Source organism: Pedobacter folensis (genome assembly GCF_056490665.1).
In genome coordinates, this window is record NZ_JBWJIF010000001.1 from 1391712 (window position 1) to 1411752 (window position 20041).

Genomic DNA, 20041 nt, shown 5'->3' on the forward strand with positions numbered 1-20041 from the left:
ACAGGTCATTTTTGACAAAGTTTGATATCTGTTACTTATCTGCAACCATCATAGGGTAACGATCTATTGATTCCTGAAAACCATTTTTGTTTACCAATATGGTGCTTAACGAAAATTTGCGTCCCTGTGCTTTTGTCGCACCATTTGATGGGCCATACAATAAATATTCGCCGGTTGACTTATTTTCGATCTCTAACCTGGCTTCCTGCTCCGGGCTCAGTTGCCCATTGATTACATAATCGCCAATTACAATATTTCCATTCGCATCTGGCTGTACGTTTTTGAACGATAAAGTATTACTTTCATCTATTTGAATCACGGCTAAAAAGCGCATCTGCTTTGCTTTACCGGTGTTTTCTACCTTGTACTGAAATTGCTGCTTCTCAAATTTCTTAGCCGGCCTGCCTCTTTGGGGATTCAACCAATCGAAAGGTTTAACAAAAGAGCTATCTATCAAACTTTTTGCCATGGGCAGACTGCCAAAAACATTTACTGATGCATCGCCGTTATCGGTATGGGCAATTAAAGATTGGTCTTTAGGATTTAACGACATATTGGCCCGTTGCAATCCATTGAGCTGGAAAGCCCAGGATACTGGTTTTTGTGCTGCTAAGTCATCATAAACCACTACAATATTGGGACGTAAAAGCACCAGGTGCCTACGGAATTTGCTTACTTTAGGGTCGTCATCATCATTCATAATAAAGCCGTTTTCAGCCGTATAAGCATTGGCATTTTTGAGTACAGTAATCCAGTTCAGGGCTGTCGAATCCATCTTTTTATAGGCGTTAGTCGCATCGCCCATTACGTAACTTATGCTTTCACCATCTAAATATCGTGGTAACCAACCATAATCACTTTGTGCATAACCCTGTGTTTTGCCATCAACGGTAATGGTGTTGCGGGCGCGGCTATGTTTTTGTGCCAGCAGGTAATGTTTATCCTGCGTGGTGATGCGGTAGCCTGTCGGGTAAAACAAAGGTTTGCCTTTGTAAACGATATTAAAGCTATTTTGCTCGGCCATACCATGCGAACCCACACCGAAGGGTGAACTATAAAACGACAGGAACAAATTCTTTTTGGCATTGAGTACATCGGTATTCATAACGGCGATACCACTTTGCGGAAAAATTGCCGACTGTGGAATATCTTTCCAGTTTAAGGGCACTATTTTTTTAGGCTGATGTTGCAGGCGGTATGCTGAAAAATCGGTATTCTTAAACTGATAAACACTATCTAAGGACTGGTTGGAAATTTTATAGGCATAATTAATGGCAAAGGCATTGTTTTGCTCCTGCCCCAGGATATAGGCAAATCCGGTTCGTAACCTGTTCAGCTGAGCCCATTCTTCACTTCCATCTGCAAAACCATCTCCGGCAGATTTAATGGGAACAGTATAAGCCAAAGCGTTGGCACAATTTACATAATAAGGATGGCTGAAAGTATTTACCTTGAACAAATCTTTGTACAATAAAAAACTGCCCACCATCGATTCCATATTCACATGCATATAGCCCATATTGCCGTTAGCCCAAACACCATCGGCCAGAAATCCGCCACCAGGTGATCGCGAAAGGCCGATATTGTACAACATATTGAACCAAACATCGGCTTCGGGCAGATGATTTTTCATCACCATAGCCGTAATAAACACATCGTGAAAGATGTGCTGAAAAAAATGTTCAGCGACCAGGCCATCGGCAGCGCCGATATTTTCCCGCAAAGCCTCACCTATTATTAATTTGGCCACAGGGGTGATAAAATTTTCATATTGTTTTTTATCACCTGCCGGAATTTTGTCATTGGCGATATCATATGCCATGGCCAGCGTAGCCATCGACATTGAAGCAGAGAAATCGGCCATTTCATACATTTCTACACCATTTAAAGAAACAATATGTTTTGCAAATAACAGTGCATGATTTAAATATTTATCACTGTGCGTAACCTCATAAGCCATCAACAAATTTTGGATATCGGCGCATATGCCTTCCACTTCATAACGTAAACGGAATCTTAAAATCTGTTCTTTTTCTTCAGGTTTAGCCGTGGCCGGAATTTCCTCTCCCTTTACCTTATATGAGGCAATGTTTTTAGCCAAAGTTGCATCAGCTTTGCTGATGTATTGTGCCATCAGCTGGCGTTGGTCGGCAGTTGGGTTTTTGAGGTTTAAAGGCTTGAAAATACGTGGATGTTGTGCAGGAATCATTTGCATGGCGGCATCTTCTTTCGGCGATTCGAATTTTGGTACGCCGGGCAAAATATCAATTTCATAAACTGGCGACCATTGTTTACCCGCTACACGATAACGCCAATACCAGGTTCCGGGTGCCAGCGCTTTGTGGTTATTGTAAAATGGCATCCGCAAGCCATTTGCAGTAATGGTTTCTTTGCCAGATAAATTTTTGCTTTGCCCCAATTGAAAATCGTAGCGCAGATATTCATCCAGTTTTTTCTCGCTTGGCGGAGGGGGAAAAACCTTGTACTGCTCATAATCGCCCATTGGCCAGGTAAATATCGGCGGATTGGCAATTAAGGTATGTCCTTTTGTAGGATACGGAAATTCCCTGTTGCCTTGTTGCCGAATTGCATTCAGGCCTAATGTTTTAACACCAGTGCCAGTACCGGTTTCATTCTTTTTTACTTTGTAGGCATCGGCAAATTGGTAGAAACCTTTAAAAAGTTGTGCTACGCCATTTTGTGCAAAAGCAGTTTGCACCGATAAAAATAACGCCATTAATAAGGCAAATTTCATTGTTACTTTTTGCGCAGAGCGATGATATGATTTTAACATTGCTTGTGGGATATGGTTAATTGTAATGCAATTTAGGCAGATGGATTTCGGGAATGTTTAGGATATGTTTAAACTAGTTTTAAGTTTGATGAAATATGGCAATAGCAGACCTGTTGGAAGATGTTTGGTCATTTCACTTTGATACGCCGACAAATTTTACGAGATTTTTTGGGTGTTTCAGTCTTCAATAACAGGGAGCTTGCTAATCAATTGCATAAATTTTCAAATTCCTGATTTCTTGTCTGGATTGCAAACTCCTGAAACCAAAATATCCTGATGTGAGTGGCGCCGGATCCGTATAATTAAAAAATAACTCGCCATTTACCCAAAAGCTCGAAGTGCCGTTTTTTACAACCGTTTTAATGTGATACACTTTTTCGGCCTCCAGCAAGTGTTCCAGATCAGTATATTCTTTTATAACCGGTTTTGAGCCAGCCAGGTATTTCCTGAAACGGGTTGTGGTATTGTTCCATCCACCCATCCCCACATAATATAAAGAGAGGTTGTCATATTCGTCAAATTTGCCACGGCGGGTAAATAGGGTATCATTTTTAGGATCGGTGGCCATCCAAAATTGGTTCAGATCGCTCACGCGGTCGTTACAACCCTTACCCATACGCACTACCCGATCATACTCTATTTGCAGGTTACCACTTAGTTTTTTATTTAGCCAAACCGTTACGCCTCCCCAGGTATCTAAAACCATCGCATTTTTGTAAGTGTAAACCGTAGAGGTGTGGCCCGGAATATTATCTATTTCAGCAATCCAGGTGTTACAATCTAATGGTTTAGAAAAATCTGACTGGAAGATGAGTTTCTTTTTCACCTGGGCATTAACAGTAGTTGAAGCAGCCAATGACAAGGACAGTATGATGAGGTGTATTTTTTTTATCATTTGCATTTCTAAAATCGGTATTATCTGTGTTCAAAATGTTTCAGGCATTGTCAGCCCAACGATCATTCATTATGGAAGATCGTAAACCTTTATATTATCGTATTCGGCAATGGCACAAGGCATTAACCTGAATCCCCAGACTCCACCTCCCAATGGTTCATGATCTGTGTAGGTAAAAACAATTTTTCCATCAACGATATAGCTGATTTCTCCGCCTGTTTTTTTTATTTCGCAGTGATAAGTTTTATCTGGGTTTTTAGAGATCACATCTTCTCCCTCGTACAATAGTTTGCGGCCTGGGGCTTTGCGGAGGTTCGCCGTTTTGCGGTTAGGCTCGAAAAAAGACAAACGATAATTATTCATTTGTCCGGCCATCATTTCGGTAGACAATCCATACCGGCGGGGAAATGTTTTATCGAAAATGCTTTTCCCGTTTGTACCTAAAGTAGAAAAAACAACCATATGTAATGGTACCGGGTACAAAGCTTTAAAATCGAATTCAATTGAAAAGTTTTTACCGGTTGGGAATTTTTTATTCCAGAAATTAAAACTTCCTCCTAAAAACTGAGGCTGGTTGCCGGCAGTACCTTCTTTCTCATTAACGGTAGCATAATAGCGTGAAATTTCATCACCATACTGCTGCTTCATGGCATTTTCTACAACCTGCTGGTATTCCTTTGCATCATTCTTTTTTGAGATTTTACCTTCATCCATTAATTTTTTAAGCATAGGAAAATAAGTAGGTTCAAGGATTAGTTTTCCGTCCCTGATGTATCCCTTGCCTTCGCCTTCTGTAACCCAGTCTTTTAATTCTGCTTTGTTGCTAAAAGTGTAACTGCAGCGCAAAGTTTTTTCTTTCGAACTTTGCGCAAAAGAAAGTGATGGAATAATAAAGCTGGCAATAAGCAGTATCTTTTTCATTTAAATGATATTTTGTTTCGGCGGATGGAGATCCCACCGATGGAACAATGCTTTTTTTTGGCGTTTTGCTTGCGTGAGGGATAGTAATGGAAATCCTTTTGGTGAGGCACGAACAAAAAGATTGCAGCGAATAGCCCGACCCTTGCGTAGCTTGGGGCACGCCCAAATCTTTTTGATTACCAATATCCCTCCACCGCTATCCGGTTTATTTCTTAATTGTTTCTGTAAAACCACAATGCTCTACGGTAAAACCACCTTTAAATGGTTTGTAAATGCCGTATTTAAAGTATGGCCCCAACTCGTCATTTTTGCCAATGTTCACGTTTTTGATATCGCAAAGCACTTTATCGTCCATCCACATTTTGATGTATCCTTTTTCTAAAATCTGATCTGCTGTTTTACTGTATTTACTATATTTTATTTCCATTTTAAAATGGACCCATTGATTAATGGGCACCGAACTGGTCGGTTCAGAAAAGGCCAAAAAACCAGTTTTACCCTTCTCGCCAATCTCTTTTCCTACCGCTACCTTGCCAGGATATGGCCTTGTTCTGGTTTCGCTGTCTGATACACGCTCTGCACTGCCTCTGGCCATTAAATATAAATATGGCGGACGATAGCTCATTTCGGTAATCGGACCTCCTGCAGCGGCATCAACCCGCCATCCGTTTGGCTTTTTTGTGGCTTTACTTTTTCCGATGTGCAAATCAAAATACATGGTATCTAACATCGTCCTCATTTCTTTGATACTCACCTTAATTTGCTCACCTTTCGGGTTTACCAATAATGTTCTGTCCGGACGACCATGGATTTGGGCGATAATCCCCCCCTTATCCTTCGCTTCTGCTTCAGGAAATCTGGTATACCAATCGTATACGACAACATCGCCGTAATTGCCATGAAACGAATTGATATAGGCTTCACCAATTTCCGACAATTCTTTGATGTCATCATCTGAATAATCCTTTAGGTTTTCCTTAGTGCCAAAGGTGGAGGATAACTCGATCCTATTGGCCTCGCCGGTACAACTAAATTTATAAACAACATTGCCTTTGTGCAGGTTTTTACGATCTTCGGTAATACTGCCATTGGGTTCTTTATCACCAATGGGGATGAATTTATGGTCCAAAATCTGATTTGGGGTAGGAATACTTTTTTGTTCACTTAATCTCCAATCTATTTTCCGAATACCATCCGTATTATTGGTTTGTGCAAAGCCACTTATTACACAAAGTGCACCGCACAAGGTTAGTGAAACATTTTTTAACAGGTTCATATGTTCTGGTTATGTTGATTTTAATTTCTGCAGGTCTACTTCTATTTATTTTCAATTTTTTTCTTTAGCTGCTGATACTTCAAAAGGGCTTCTAAAAAATAATAATCGGCATAAATAAGTCCTGCATCTAATTCAGAGTTTTTTAAATAATTTCCGGTAGCGTGGTTTAATAGAAAAATACCTTTTTTGCTTTCATTTAAATAAGCCGGACTGGCCAAATTGGTCAAGATCTTTTCTCCCGCTTTAAAATATTTTTCTGCGTTTTCTGGTGATACGTCTGCTAATTTCATCAAAGCCGATGCCAGTAAAGCACCTGCCGAAGCATCGCGCATGGCTGGATATTTTGGCGCACGGTAATCCCAGTAAGGCACCATATCTTTTGGCATATTTTTGTTATTCAAAATGTAAGACGCAATACCATCGGCTTGGTTTAAATACTCTTTTTTACCGGTTAACTGGTACATAAAGCCAAAGCCGTATAATCCCCAGCTTTGCCCACGGCTCCACGATGCAGTGGCAGGATCGCTATTGCCATTGTTCCAGTCGCGTTTACGCATTTTTCCGGTTTGAGGATCGTAATCTACCACATGTGAGCAACTAAAATCTGCCCGGTACTGGTTCTTCATCGTCGTGTTAGCGTGGTTGATGGCCACCTGATAATAAACACTGTCGCCGGTAAACTCGGTGCCTTTTAACAGCAGTTCGAGGTTCATCATGTTATCAATAATTACCGGGAATTTCCAATCTTTGGCTGGATCCGGATTCCATGACATTAGCGATTTTACTGTTGAGTTGTACCGTTTAATTGCTGTTTTGGATGCTTCGATAATTACCGCCTTGTATTTCGGATTTTTAGTTAAGCGATAACCGTTGCCATAACTGCAATAAATCATAAAACCGATATCGTGATCGCCATCAAAATATTTATTGTTTTCAACCAGCGCAGTAGCATATTCAGCTTTTTTAAGGATGTCTTGATCTTTTGTAAACGCATAGGTTAACCACAAATTACCAGGATAAAAACCACTTGTCCAATCGCCAATGGGCTGAAAACCTTTTTGGGTAGAGCGTGGCAATTTTCCGGTTTGCTGTACCGTTTTAAAAGCATTGGTCAAATACACTTTTTCAAGTGCAAATATCGACGCAATTTTTTTGTCGCTTAATTGGGCACTAACATTTAGTGCCGCGAACATGGCAACTGCGCCAATTGTTATTTTTTTTAAATATGTTTTAGTATTCATTTTTACTATTTGCTGCATTAAATCAAACTTCTCCGTAAGATGTTATTTATCAATTTCTATGCTTATCGGTGCTCCGTTATATAATTCGGCCTGATAATTATAAAAAGCTTCATCTCTTTTATCAGCAAGTTCAGCTACAATTTTACTTCCGTTTCCTTCATTGGTAACCGTTACAAACTCGCCCTTGCGTGGATAAATACCGCCGTAAGAAAAGTCGTATTTACCTGCTTTTAACTGTTGTGAAGTATGAAATACCAGCTGCTGTTTATCAATAGCCGGAGCCGGATTGCTCACCGTCAGTTTCCATTTGGCGCCTTGATCTTTCAGGATCATTAAAGCAGGCGACTCGGCTTTTACGGTTAAAGTACCAAGGCTAATGCTTGCGGGTTTAAAAAAGGCCAGTTCCCAGGTTTTTTCACTTGCCACGTATACGCCATGCGCATCGTTATCTTTTTTATAAACAATGTCTTTGGTGTACTTTTCTAATACAGCGCTCATTTCATCGGCAGTAACATTGGGCACTAAACAATAGAAATAGCCTTTGCTAGCATCTGGATTTAAGCCATGGTTAATGGATATGATAAAATTGGGTACTTTACTGGCTATGCTTGGGTCGGTAATATTGATGGCTGTACCTGTTTTAATGTTTAACTGTTCTTTTCCTTCAGGGAAGATAATATAGCCCTTATCTCCGCTGTGCAGCCACATTGGTCCGTTGATATCATATTTCAGATTAACGACATCGCCAGGCTGGATGACCTCTTTATTGCCATCACGAAAAATGGTTAAGGGATTGATCAATGAAGATTGATCTACTGTGGTTACAATATCTTTTTGCTGACCCGGGCGCAATCTTTTAATGTTATTGCCTAAGGCCATGATTTTATCGCCCACAAAATAATAGCTTTTAAAAGCAGTAGCCGAACTGTATTTTTCGCCGGTTAAATGATGATAGATCCCAACACCTTCTTTTCCATTTGCTGTAACACCTGCCACCTCGTTAATGCCGGGCAAAGAAGCCTGGGCATGTCCACCCGGAATGGCATCAGTGCGCCATTCTTCGGTTAAACCTGGTAAGGCGTGCCAATCCATGTTGGCCAAAACTTTTTCTGAATATTCGTCACCCTTTATTTTTAAAGGTAAAATCCCATAACCTGCATACCAGGCCTTACGCACTTTTCCAAAATCTTCGGCACCTACGGTGCGTTTCGATTTCAATTTTAGCGACACATAAAAAGGCTTTTCGGCCTCGCCACGGCGATGTACTAAAAACTCATTTACCCAATAGGCATCGGTACCAGAATATTCGTGTGTATTGCTTTTAATTTTATTGTGAAGATCATCCAGTGCAGGTTGGTTACTGATTTTTGTATTTTCACTTTCAGCTGTTTTCAAATCTTCAATGGCTTCGAGGTAAGTTTGGGTAACGAATTTTTTCATATCGTCTCCATAAGATCTTCCGCTAATTAAAAAATCGAACCTGTTTTTATAAATTATTTTAGGGTATACCCTTTCCAATCGATCTGCCGGAAACTGATAAGCGCTATTAGGTAATTTAAAATCGGTGTTTTTAAACTGGTTAAAACCTACAAAAGCATCGGTTAGCCATTCGAAACCATAGGCAACCATCGCTGCATCAGTAGCATTGGCAATATGATGTGATACCGTACCATCAGGCTGAAAACCCGATTGAATATATTGGTGTGCCGGCACCTTATACTTTGTCATCCAATGGGCTACATCAGCGACTACACCATTCGGACTCCATCCCGGCGAGAAGCTCATCCCTTTAAAAGGTTGATTTTTATAATAATCGCTATACCAGTATTGCACATAGGTCATTGGGCGGTTATAATCTGCCCACATAATGGGCAATGCCAGCATCATCCGGCTACGGTGGCCCAGATTGGCATCGGCCCAGGCACCTGATGACCGTAAAGTATCGGTAATTTTCCCCCATCGCTCCGTTGGGTCGTCTACTGCCCTTCTGTTCGCTACTTCTGCCATGGCAGTTTGGTAAAAACGTACCAAATCGTAATATACACGTTCGGCCTGTTTATCACCCTGCTTCATTTCGGCTATTATTTCAGGCATTAAATGCACTACCGGGGCAATCAGGGCATCAGAAATTACCCATTGGTGGGTTACTACCTGTTCTTCAAGAAGATTGTGCAGTTTTAAGTTCGAAAATCCATCGCCCGTGCAATTCCCAATTGGTTTTCCATCAATAATTACATCTTTTCCTTCTACCGGCACTGCTTCGGTATAGGCCATCAGGGCAAGGTAAATTGCTTTTTTTAACTTTTCGCGCTCTGCAGGATTTCCTTCAGGACCATATTTCTTTGAGGTAGCGTAGGCATAGCCCAAACCTCCTATATTGTTAGAAACCGATTCCCAATCATATTCTATGCTTTTGCCTACAGGTTTATAAACTGCAGGATTTTTATGGTAAAAGCCATATTGGGTAAATTCGCCCTTAGTGGCCTCTAAAGTTTCAATAGTTTTTTCTACTTCAGCATCTGTTGGTTTTTTTCGCCCGAACATTCTTCCATTTGCCGTAGTTAGCGTTTTATCTTTATAACGGTTAAACAAGGTTTGCCATAAGGTTTCTTTAACCACTTTTACCGTCACCGGAAAAGAATTAAGCTGTTTAGCACCGTCTTTTAAAACCACAGTCAGCTGCTGGTTGCCCAAAAACTTTCCATCGAGGTTTTGTTTGGTGCTAAGTATGCCCATAATTCTTCCGGCAGGATCGAAGCGGGTACTGATAGCGAACAGATTATCTTTTTGGCTGCTAATGGCGAACTGATAACTTTTTGGAATGGGCTTGCTGAGCACATCTTTGTTTCGCTCTAAATGGATGCGTCCGATGACTTCTGTATTTTTCGGACTGTTTACCTCAATATCGAAATAATTGGCAAATACTTTTTCCTGTGCAAAAGCCTGATTAATGAGCAATATTGCCAAAACTGCAAGTGTGGTTATCTTTTTCATCTAATGTTTTTAATTTTTCTTTTAATTTTTTGGGTGCCCCCCAAGCGCTGTAGGGGATTGAGTTGTACACTTGTTTCCTTGCTTCGTAGCACTTAGTCAAACGGCTACTGTCTGGTCATGGTTTTAATAGGCTACTTGCCTCACCAATGAACAATTGAACCAATGAACTAACTCAATCTATCGAACCTGATTTCATTTTACCGGCCGGCGTAAATTTCTTTTGAGCAAAACCATCTAGTTTTACCGCAATAACACTGGCTATTTTATCGGGTGCATTTTTAGGCAAACCATTAATCTCCAGGCTGCCGTCTTCGCTTTGTGTTAATGATAATTTAGCAAAATCGCCTAAAACCTGTGCCGTTAAAGCCTTGTTGGTTAATCCAGCCAGTTTAAGCTTGCCATTGCCTGGCCAGTTAAATACCGATAAATAAAGTGTAGTACCTTTTTTATCGTCTTTGGCGGTAATGCGGCCCCAATCTACATCGCCTACAGGGTTAGCATGGCTACCATAAACAGCAACACCATATTTTTTAGTCCACTCGCCCATTTCTTTTAAACGGTCTACGCTCTCTTGCGGAAAAGTACCATCGGGCTTTGGACCAATGTTTAATAAAAAGTTACCACCTTTTGAGGCAATATCGGCCAGCTTCTGGATCAATTCTTTTGATGATTTCCACTCGTGGTCGCCTGTACGGTAACCCCAGGTGCGGTTCATTGTCATACAGGTTTCCCAATCTTTACCATCCAGATCTGCCAGATTGGGAATTTTCTGTTCGGGGGTTTTAAAATCGCCTGAGTAGCCTCCACCCAATCTGTCATTGGTAATAATGCCGGGCTGCAGGCTTTTCACCATATCGTTCATTTTTTTACCCTGTTCATTAGATAAACCGCCGGGCGTATCCCACCATAAAACAGCAATATCACCATAATTTGAAAGCAATTCTTTTACCTGTGGATAAGCAACATTATTGAAATAATCATCAAATGTTTTGGTCTGTTGCGCAGGATCCCAGCTGCCTTTATGTGCTAAAGTATAAGCGTCAATTTTAGCACTATCGGGGTTTAACCAGCCTTGTTTCATTACCCTACGACCGGTTACTGCCCCCGGGTTTACCCAATCCTGCGATTGTGAATAGTAAATACCAAATTTTAAACCATATTTTTTACAAGCGTCGGCCAAAGGTTTTATTATATCTTTACCATAAGGTGATGCCTGAATAATATTCCAATCACTTGCTTTGGTGTTAAACAAAGCAAAGCCGTCGTGGTGTTTAGCCGTAATGACAATATATTTCATGCCCGCATTTTTGGCCATTTGTACCCAGGCTTCGGCATTGTATTTTGCGGGATTAAAATGTTTGGCTGTATCTCTGTATTCTTGTACCGGCACTTTCATGCGGTTCATCAACCATTCTCCGTTTTTTACAATTTGTTCATGACCTCGGTATACGCCACCAAACTGCGCATATACGCCGAAATGGATGAACATTCCGAAACGGGCATCACGCCACCACTCCATTTTGGTATCTTGTGGGATCGCTTTGGTGTTGCTTTGTGCAAAAATGGTTTGGGTAGCGATGAATAAGATAAAGAGGATCAGGGATGATTTTTTCATTACAATTTGTTTATTGCTATTGGTTAGTTTGATAAACGAATATAGCTGCTTATTGCCGGGAGCAGTTTTAATGATGTTTTAAATGCTTTCAATTTTGATGAAATACCCCGTTATATAACCAATTGAGGGCAATTTGGGAATTAACAGGATGATTTTTTTCATCAGAGATGAGCAAGCTGTTTAGTTTACAGGTTCTGGATATTATTTTTGTCACGGAAACACAAAACACGTTAGGCAAACTTAATTAATGCCTGGTCTGATTTTATAATTCGGTTTTTCTGTGGGTAAAATTCATGATTTTTCCCATTAACTGATTAAACAAAAAATGCAGGGAAAATAAAATCCCTGCATTAAATACAATTAACTTATCGTAGCTTATTAATTCTAAATATGTTATTGTGGCTTGTCTCGGTGTTAAAATTTTATTGCTTTGCAGACGCTTTTTTAGCTTCAGCTTCAGCTTTTTCCTTTGCTTTTGCTTCTTTGTACGTTTTAAATTGTTCTGGCGTAAGTATCGCCGCAACCTTAGCTTCGTAATCTTTATACCATTGTTTCATGCTTGCTTTTTGTTCATCAGTAGCATTTTCGCCTAATGCTTTCATTTCGCCTCTGCGTGTCTGGCGATCGAGCTCCAGTGCTGCTAATTTAGGCTTTTGGTCTTCTGTTATTTTAACTATCGCATCTAATTTAGCCACTTCAGCTGCTACAACTTTATCATATTTACCAGATGCAGTTTGTGCATAGCTTGCCGTAAATCCAATTACGACAAAAATTAATGTGTAAAATAGTTTCTTCATTTTTTAGTTTTTTATTCTGTTTATCAATCAATTAATTATAGCAAAAGCTAAAGCCTGTGTTTTTTTACCTGATAAATCTTTAGGCAGCGATACCACAACTTCTTCTCCCTCCATTTTCCAGTCTACATTTTTACCGGTTGAAAGCAATCTGATTTGACCACCTTTTGCGGGCGCATTGCCTTTCCATTTTAGTGTGGCCGGAATTGTCTCTCCTTCTTTAATGCAGCAGATTGCATATTTCGTTTTGTTATCTTTTGAGCGGGTAAACCAGGTTAGTCCATCATGATAGTTACCGGTAATTCGGGTCGTGTAAATGGCTTCGCCATTGGCTTTCATCCAGGCGCCCACTTCTTTCAAGGGCGCTTCCACTTCTTTCGGAAATTCGCCTTCGGGCGTTGGGCCCCAGCTTAACAGCAAGTTGCCCCCTTTGGCTACAATTTCGGCCAAAGTATGGATGACCCAGGCAGAAGATTTTACTTGTTCTTCAGCAGATTTACGGTAACTCCAGCTTTTGGTTAAGGTTACGCAGGTTTCCCAGGGCGTATTCATTTGTTCTTTGGGGATCTGTTGTTCCGGCGTGCGGTAATTTTCGTAAGGACCATGTACCGTTCTGTCTACCACTAATATGCCCGGTTGTTTTTCTCTGGCCATTTTGGCAATGCGCGGCATATCCACCTCCTGGTTAAAGTTAGGATAGTTTGACCTGCCTCTTTCGTTCAGGCCCCATTCTTTACGTTCCAGTTCACTTTTTAATGCCGGACGGATCCAACCGCCATCGAGCCATAACACATCTACCTTGCCATAATTGCCTAAAATTTCGCCAATCTGGTTATAGGTAAAATCTTTAAATCTTTTCCACCTATCGGGATATTTGGTTAAATCATAATTAATATTACGTGTTGGCGTAGGAAAACGATCCCACCAGAAATCCTGTGAGTGCCAGTCTGGCTTAGAAAAATAGGCACCAATCATCATCCCCTCTTTGCGGTAAGCATCAAAAATATATTTCAGTACATCTGCTTTCGGATTGCCTTTGAAAGGTCCATTAGTGATTTTATAATCGCTTTGTTTGGTATCGAACATGCTGAAACCATCGTGATGTTTAGTTGTAAAAACCACATATTTTATTCCGGCATTTTTAGAGCTTTCGGCCCATTTCTCTGGATTAAATTTGGTCGGATTAAAATCCTTAGCCAGGCCCCAGTACCATTTTTTATAATCCTCATAGTTTAAAGTGGTATCGCGTTTAGGCCATGGTTCACCACATATTACCCAGGATTCGGGAATACCGGCCTGCGTATATACCCCCCAGTGTAACATCACTCCAAATTTCTGATCCTGCCATTTCTCCAGCTTGGCTTTCACCAGTGGATCGCTCGGGTATTCATATTCTTTAGATGGATCGTAAATGTCTTCTTGCTGGGCAATGGCTAAAGCAGGTGTTAGGGCAAGTATTAATACTACAAGTTTTTTAAACATTTTTTTTCTATAATTAATTAGTAACCAGGATTTTGCTTGATATTTTTATTCACATCAATTTCACTTAATGGAATAGGAAATAGCTCATGTTTTCCGGTTATAAAATTTGCAGGGGCAGGATAATTGTAATTAGACCTAATGGCTTTTACTTTTGTGTTGGTATCATCAATGGATTGTTTTAAAGCATTCCAACGGATTAAATCAGCTCTTCTTAAACCTTCGTAACTTAACTCCCAGGCACGTTCCTGCTGCACAGCTTTAAAAAAGGCATCTTTGCTTAAACCTGACTGCAGATCGGCATTGGTGGTTGTAGGTTTAGGTAATAATGTGGCTACAGCGGTGGCTCCACTGCCTTTTCCATCGGTAGGTACGATGCTCACCGTAGGTACAGAGGTATAGCCTGTTCCGGCATTCATCATGGCAATGGTTGCTACGCCTTTTGTTGCATTAACGCTAACAGCTCCAACGGCAGCATCGCTCCCGCCACCACCAGTAATTTGAAATTTTATAGATGAGAAAGTCGTGTAGCCAGTGCCTGGTGCGGTTAGGCTTACCGAAATTCCACTTCCAGGTACGTCAATCCCATAGGCACGTCTTCTTACCTGGTTGATGGCTTCATAAGCAAGCGTATTCGGACCGTTGTTTAGTTCATTTTCTACTTCTGCACGCATTAATAATAAATCAGCATAACGCATCACTACATAATTAATCCGTGTTCCCCCTCTTTCAATTAATTCTTGCTTTTGGTATTCCCTGCTCCATTTAGCAGCCCTCCATGATTCATCTGCTCTTGCTAAAGTCTGAGGTTGTTTATTTCCCAAGGCATCAATGGTGTAGTTGGCAATAGAAAAATCCCTTCTGGCATCGCCGGTAGCAAAGCTATCGTAAAAAGGCCTAACCGCCAGGGTCCTGCCATTTGTGGAAAAATAAACGCCCAAAGCAGTAACCGGAGTTCCATAAATTACACCTAAGGCATTACCTGAAGTGGTATTATTGTCTGAATTAAAAAAAGCGATCTGAAAAATATTTTCTGTCGGTTCTAAAACACCCTGACACTGGTTTTTGAAAACCTGCGAGTAGCTGGGGTTAAGCTTATACTGGTTTTGTGCAATTACATCATCAATCTGCTGCTTGGCTAGAGTATAATATTCCTTGTAATTTGCCGGGCGCTCCATTTGTTTGCTGGTACGGCTTAGCGAATAACCACCGGCATAGAGGGCTACCCTGGCTAACATTGCTTTTGCAGCCCATTTGTTAATGCGCTCATCGGTCGGTAATGCAGTTGGTAAAGCATCTGCTGCTTCCTGCATTTCTTTAAGGATGAATTTGTAAATTTCGTAACGATCGGTAACTGGCAGTTTAAAATCATCACCTGTTTGTGAAGGTGTGGTTTTAAAAGGCACGTCGCCCCAATAGTGTACCAGTTCTGAATAGTAGAATGCCCTCAAAAATTTGGCTTCAGCCATATTCCTATTTAAAGCATCTTTTTGGGCCTGTGTACCGCTACTGTAAATCCCCATTTGCGGGATGCGGGCTAATACCACATTTGCCCGGTCAATACCTTTGTAAAAGGCCGTCCATGTATCCAGAAAGGCTGCACGTTCCGGTGTACCGTTATAGTGTGGAATTACCCGATAATCGTCGGCTAAATTAGATCCTTCGGTTTGGCCTATATCCGTATCGTTATCATAAACCAAAGGGATGTTGAAGCCATAGGTACTGCGATCAGACATGATATCGTACACACCCAAAGTTGCTGAATAGGCCTCTGTTTCGTTTGAAAAGAAATTGTCAGAAGTAAAGAATGAATAAGGTTCTGTTTCTACCGCCTTTTTACACGAAACAATTGCGGTGGCACCAAAAATTAAGCCTGCCAATAATATTTTATTGTTAAATTTCATATTGCTTTTCATCTCTCTTGATTTAAAATGATAGATTAAGACCTGCCAGGAATGATTTTGCTCTTGGATAAGCACTGGCATCGATGCCTGGAGTTAAAGGATTGTTTACGACACTCACTTCAGGATCATAACCTTTATATTTTGTAAATACATATAAGTTATAAGCAGTAAAATAAACACGCGCATTGGCAATTTTTACTGCACTTAACCATTTTTTAGGAAAAGTATAACCCAGGCTAACATTATTGATCCGAAGGAAAGAACCATCTTCAATAATTTCATCATACAAGCGGGAGCTACCTCCACCATTGTAAGATGGTATTGTTTTACCCTGGTTTAGCGCAGCGAGTTCTACCGGACTGGTCACTCTTGCTCCCGAAGCGTTGATGGTGGTCCAGCGATCGGCAAATGAGGCAAATGTGTTCACGTAATCTAAAGTCAGATCAGAATTGGTTAATTTATTGGCATTATATACCTTATTGCCTAATGAGAAGTTTACAAATACGCTCAAATCGAAGCCTTTATAGCTAAAGTTGTTTCCCAAACCACCTGAAAATTTAGGCTTCGCGTTTCCTAGGGGCACCCTGTCGAAGTTGTTGATGATACCATCAGGCACACCATCGGGTCCGCTAATATCTTTAAACTTAATAAAACCGGGCTGTACGGTAACAGCATCTCTAACCACGCCTGGTTTTAAGGTATAAACATTGGTTGTTGGATTATAGTTAAAATCGCTTACCTGATATAAACCTTCTTTTACATAACCATACATTACACCCACCGGACTACCTACCTGCAAAATATAATCGCTGGCAATATTACCATCGGCCAACCTGCTGGTTTCACCATCACTTAAGCTTAATACTTTTGTGTTGGTAAAAGCCACGTTTAAGTTGGTTGTCCAGTTAAAGTTGGTTGTTCTGATGTTTGTGCTGTTCAAGGTCATTTCAAGTCCTCTGCTCGAAGTGGTACCTATGTTTTGGAACTGGGTATTAAAACCAGAACTGGCTGGTATGCGCGTATTAAACAACAAATCTTTAGAGCGGTTATCATAATATTCGGTGGTTAAGGTGATGCGTTGTTTTAATAAACCAATATCCAAACCAATGTTCAATGCTTTTAACGATTCCCATTTTAATGAAGGATTAGCCAGGTTTTCCTGAAAAGATGCAGATATCAACTGATCGTTTAACGGGTAAACCCCGGCATTATAAATACCTAAAGCGGCATAGTTTGCAATACGGTTATTACCTGCAACACCATAACTTAAACGCAGCTTTAAATCAGAGAATATATGCTGTTGTTTCATAAATTTCTCTTCTATAGCACGCCAGCTTACGGCAGCCGATGGGAAGTATCCCCAGGTATTGTTGGCACCAAATTTCGAAGAACCATCAGCACGCAGGGTTGCGGTTAATAAATACTTTCCTTTGTAAGAATAGTTGGCCCTGCTGAAGAACGACAATAGTTTGCTATCTTCTGCTGCTGTAACCGGGAAGGACGTTACCGTACCCAGTTGAAGTTTATCCCAACCTAAATTAATTGAAGGAAAGTTTGTTGAAGCGGTCAGTAAACTTTGATTGTAATTGTAGATGTATTCCTGACCCACAGAAACATCGAGTTTATGGTCTTTGTTAAATACGTTGGCGTAAGTTAATGTGTTATTGTAATTAAACTGCTGTGCAGTAGAATAACCTACTCCACCAGTAGCTCCGCCCGAACGTTGTGCAAATAATGATCTGGCATCGTTAAAAATCCTGGCTGAGTTATTATTATCGGTAAAGTTTACCAAACCACGATAAGTAAAGTGTTTATCAAAAAAGTATGATGCTGTTGCATTCATGTTCAACGATTTTAACCTTGATTCACGGTGCTGAGTCTCCAGCGTAACGATTGGGCTTTGATAAAGCACAGAACTAGGATTCGGATCTAAAGGATCTATATCCAAATCGATTAGTGAAAAATCATCATTACCAATACCCACAACCGGTCTGTAGCGCAAAATGGTATTCAGCAGGCTTAATCTCCCCTCGCCTGTACCTAAGCCGGGTATTTTCTGGTTGGCATAATTTACTATAGCACTTAAATTAAATTTTTGACTTACGTTGTGTGAAAGACTCACTTTAGCGATATCTTTTGCCGATGCGGTGTTGAGCAAAATCCCATTATCATCATTGCGCGAGTAAAATACATTAAAGCGGGTTTCTCTGCCCCCACCGTTAATACTGATCTTATGCGCCTGATTGACAACGGCATCGCCAAACGATTCTTTTTGCCAATCTACCCCTGGCCTGTTGCCATAGCGGATTTGCAGCGAATCGAAACTACCATAGTTTTTCAGAAATGAGGCTAAACGTGCCGGATCGGTTGCGCTCACTTCATAACGCAGCAAAGTATATTGCAAAGGATTCATCATCGGTAAAAAAGTAGTCACCTTTTTTACTCCTACGTAACCATCATAGTTGATGGATACTTTACCTTCCTTTATTTTTTTGGTGGTAACCAAAACGACGCCGTTAGCACCACGGGCTCCATAAATAGAGGTTGCTGATACATCTTTCAGTACGTCAACAGATTCGATATCCATCGGATCTAAAAAAGACAATCCATCTGTTTGCGGCACACCGTCTACTACATATAAAGGCTCGTTGCTTTGAGTAATCGAAGTTCCACCCCTGATTACAATTGATGGTGCTGCTCCCGGTGTACCGTCAGCCATTGATACCTGAACACCTGCTAAACGGCCTTGTAGTGCCTGTCCAACATTCTGTACCGGAACCTTGGCCAGTTCCTCACCTTTTATGGATGATATTGCACCGGTTAAATCTTTACGGGCCACGGTTTGTCCATAACCGGTAACCACAACTTCGTTCAGGTTATTGGCATCATCGATTAGTTTTGCGTTAATGGTTGTTCTTCCGTTAACCCCCTGCTCTGAAGTTTTTGTACCTAAATAAGAGAATACCAAACGGGCGTTTGATTTTACCTTAATGGTGTATCCGCCATCGTTACCGGTTATGGTGGTATTGGTGGTACCTTTTTCGTTTACAGTTGCACCAGGTAAAGGCTGGTTTGTCTCATCTTTCACTATCCCTTTTACAGTAATAACCTCTTGTGCAAAAAGGAAGTTATAACTGGTAAGCAATAGGAATAAAATTATAATTCGTTTCATGTGATTTCCCTTGTCGGTGAATTAATGGTTTAATTAGATTAGCTGAAACCCGGGTTTAATAAACAGGTTAGCGGCCGTTTTAACTGTTGCAGTTAACAGGTATTCATCAAAGGCTTCTGAAGCAGGACCTGCCGTTAAATCTACATTTCCGGCTATACCCAGCAGCTCTATTCCTGCCTGAGCGGTTTTGGTTTCCCTGTTGAGCAATCCGGCATCAATATCATATACAGGGTTTAGTGCACCAATCATCGAATCGTTTCCGGTAATCGGGAGTAAATCGCTTCCATCGGCATCGTTTCTTCTGATACTTACCCATGGACGTAAATATTTCAGGGTGGCAATCTGTAGTTTATTGACCATCTGGCGCAATTGGGCCGAATGACGAGCTTCTACGGTTTGTATCCGTGCAGCAGTGGCCAAAGCGGGTGTTCCCATTAATGTAATCAGTTGTCCTTTATAAGCACGCTCACTTAAATCTTCCAGCACCACAGCGGTTCTTAAAAATGTGCCATAATTGGTAGCCACATTCGCATTCACTTTGGTATAATCGAAACTGGTATAAGGCATTAAGGGCCTTGGTGTACCACCCAGATCGGTAACGGCTTTGGTGATTACATTAATATGTGCCTGCTCCTGATCGCGTAAAGCGGTAATAATGGGTTTATCGGCAACCGGTATTAAAGTTGGTGTAGCGGTTAATGCATTATTATAAAATTGAAACTGCATATAACCTAAAGCCAAAACCAGGTTTAGCGAATCTATTGTGGCCGCATTTGTGGTCGTTTGGCTATACGCTTTTTGAAACATGGTGCCAAATGTTAAAGGTAAAGTGGCTAAGGAAACTTTCTTGCCCATGTTTAAAAAGTGCTGCAATGCCTTACGCCTTGGACTCAATTTATTATAAACCTCGCCCTCTACTTTTTCTATTTCCTCAATGATATTTAAAATATTCATAC

At 40.8% G+C, this 20041-nt stretch carries 12 protein-coding genes; all 12 read right to left on the reverse strand.

Going from position 1 to position 20041, the window contains the following annotated elements:
- Positions 1-31: 31 nt before the first annotated feature.
- Complete coding sequence (locus AC04QZ_RS05580) at positions 32-2755, reverse strand: DUF4962 domain-containing protein (protein WP_478356912.1); 2724 nt, start codon at positions 2753-2755, stop codon at positions 32-34.
- Between the two features lie 241 nt (positions 2756-2996).
- Entirely contained in the window at positions 2997-3689 is a 693-nt protein-coding gene (locus tag AC04QZ_RS05585) for a DUF6250 domain-containing protein (protein ID WP_478356913.1), read from the reverse strand.
- A gap of 69 nt (positions 3690-3758) precedes the next feature.
- Positions 3759-4610, reverse strand: a complete 852-nt coding sequence (locus tag AC04QZ_RS05590) for a DUF1961 family protein (protein WP_478356915.1) — start codon at positions 4608-4610, stop codon at positions 3759-3761.
- Between the two features lie 205 nt (positions 4611-4815).
- Positions 4816-5886 (reverse strand): polysaccharide lyase family 20 protein, encoded by a 1071-nt coding sequence (locus AC04QZ_RS05595; protein ID WP_478356916.1) that lies wholly within the window; start codon positions 5884-5886, stop codon positions 4816-4818.
- Between the two features lie 41 nt (positions 5887-5927).
- Positions 5928-7127: a glycoside hydrolase family 88 protein gene (locus AC04QZ_RS05600; protein WP_478356917.1), complete on the reverse strand. Its 1200-nt coding sequence runs from the start codon at positions 7125-7127 to the stop codon at positions 5928-5930.
- 42 nt (positions 7128-7169) lie between these two features.
- Positions 7170-10121, reverse strand: coding sequence for a polysaccharide lyase family 8 super-sandwich domain-containing protein (locus AC04QZ_RS05605; protein WP_478356918.1), 2952 nt, complete (start codon positions 10119-10121; stop codon positions 7170-7172).
- Positions 10122-10293: 172 nt separating this feature from the next.
- The gene (locus tag AC04QZ_RS05610; RefSeq protein WP_478356919.1) at positions 10294-11736 is read right to left on the reverse strand and encodes an alpha-L-fucosidase; all 1443 of its coding nucleotides are present in this window, start codon (positions 11734-11736) and stop codon (positions 10294-10296) included.
- A gap of 422 nt (positions 11737-12158) precedes the next feature.
- On the reverse strand, positions 12159-12533 hold the full coding sequence (locus AC04QZ_RS05615; RefSeq protein WP_478356920.1) for a hypothetical protein: 375 nt from the start codon (positions 12531-12533) through the stop codon (positions 12159-12161).
- 27 nt (positions 12534-12560) lie between these two features.
- Entirely contained in the window at positions 12561-14012 is a 1452-nt protein-coding gene (locus tag AC04QZ_RS05620; RefSeq protein ID WP_478356921.1) for an alpha-L-fucosidase, read from the reverse strand.
- 17 nt (positions 14013-14029) lie between these two features.
- The gene (locus AC04QZ_RS05625; RefSeq protein ID WP_478356922.1) at positions 14030-15925 is read right to left on the reverse strand and encodes a RagB/SusD family nutrient uptake outer membrane protein; all 1896 of its coding nucleotides are present in this window, start codon (positions 15923-15925) and stop codon (positions 14030-14032) included.
- A 10-nt stretch (positions 15926-15935) separates the two neighbouring features.
- Positions 15936-19085, reverse strand: coding sequence for a SusC/RagA family TonB-linked outer membrane protein (locus AC04QZ_RS05630; RefSeq protein ID WP_478356923.1), 3150 nt, complete (start codon positions 19083-19085; stop codon positions 15936-15938).
- A gap of 33 nt (positions 19086-19118) precedes the next feature.
- Positions 19119-20039, reverse strand: coding sequence for a ferritin-like domain-containing protein (locus tag AC04QZ_RS05635; protein ID WP_478356924.1), 921 nt, complete (start codon positions 20037-20039; stop codon positions 19119-19121).
- Positions 20040-20041 lie beyond the last annotated feature (2 nt).

Excerpts from the sequence above, each read along its gene's own strand:
- AC04QZ_RS05580 (WP_478356912.1), bottom strand. The coding sequence starts at position 2,755 with ATGAAATTTGCCTTATTAATGGCGTTATTTTTATCGGTGCAAACTGCT.
- AC04QZ_RS05635 (WP_478356924.1), bottom strand. The coding sequence starts at position 20,039 with ATGAATATTTTAAATATCATTGAGGAAATAGAAAAAGTAGAGGGCGAG.
- AC04QZ_RS05625 (WP_478356922.1), bottom strand. The coding sequence starts at position 15,925 with ATGAAAAGCAATATGAAATTTAACAATAAAATATTATTGGCAGGCTTA.
- AC04QZ_RS05610 (WP_478356919.1), bottom strand. The coding sequence starts at position 11,736 with ATGAAAAAATCATCCCTGATCCTCTTTATCTTATTCATCGCTACCCAA.
- AC04QZ_RS05585 (WP_478356913.1), bottom strand. The coding sequence starts at position 3,689 with ATGATAAAAAAAATACACCTCATCATACTGTCCTTGTCATTGGCTGCT.
- AC04QZ_RS05630 (WP_478356923.1), bottom strand. The coding sequence starts at position 19,085 with ATGAAACGAATTATAATTTTATTCCTATTGCTTACCAGTTATAACTTC.
- AC04QZ_RS05590 (WP_478356915.1), bottom strand. The coding sequence starts at position 4,610 with ATGAAAAAGATACTGCTTATTGCCAGCTTTATTATTCCATCACTTTCT.
- AC04QZ_RS05615 (WP_478356920.1), bottom strand. The coding sequence starts at position 12,533 with ATGAAGAAACTATTTTACACATTAATTTTTGTCGTAATTGGATTTACG.
- AC04QZ_RS05595 (WP_478356916.1), bottom strand. The coding sequence starts at position 5,886 with ATGAACCTGTTAAAAAATGTTTCACTAACCTTGTGCGGTGCACTTTGT.
- AC04QZ_RS05600 (WP_478356917.1), bottom strand. The coding sequence starts at position 7,127 with ATGAATACTAAAACATATTTAAAAAAAATAACAATTGGCGCAGTTGCC.
- AC04QZ_RS05620 (WP_478356921.1), bottom strand. The coding sequence starts at position 14,012 with ATGTTTAAAAAACTTGTAGTATTAATACTTGCCCTAACACCTGCTTTA.
- AC04QZ_RS05605 (WP_478356918.1), bottom strand. The coding sequence starts at position 10,121 with ATGAAAAAGATAACCACACTTGCAGTTTTGGCAATATTGCTCATTAAT.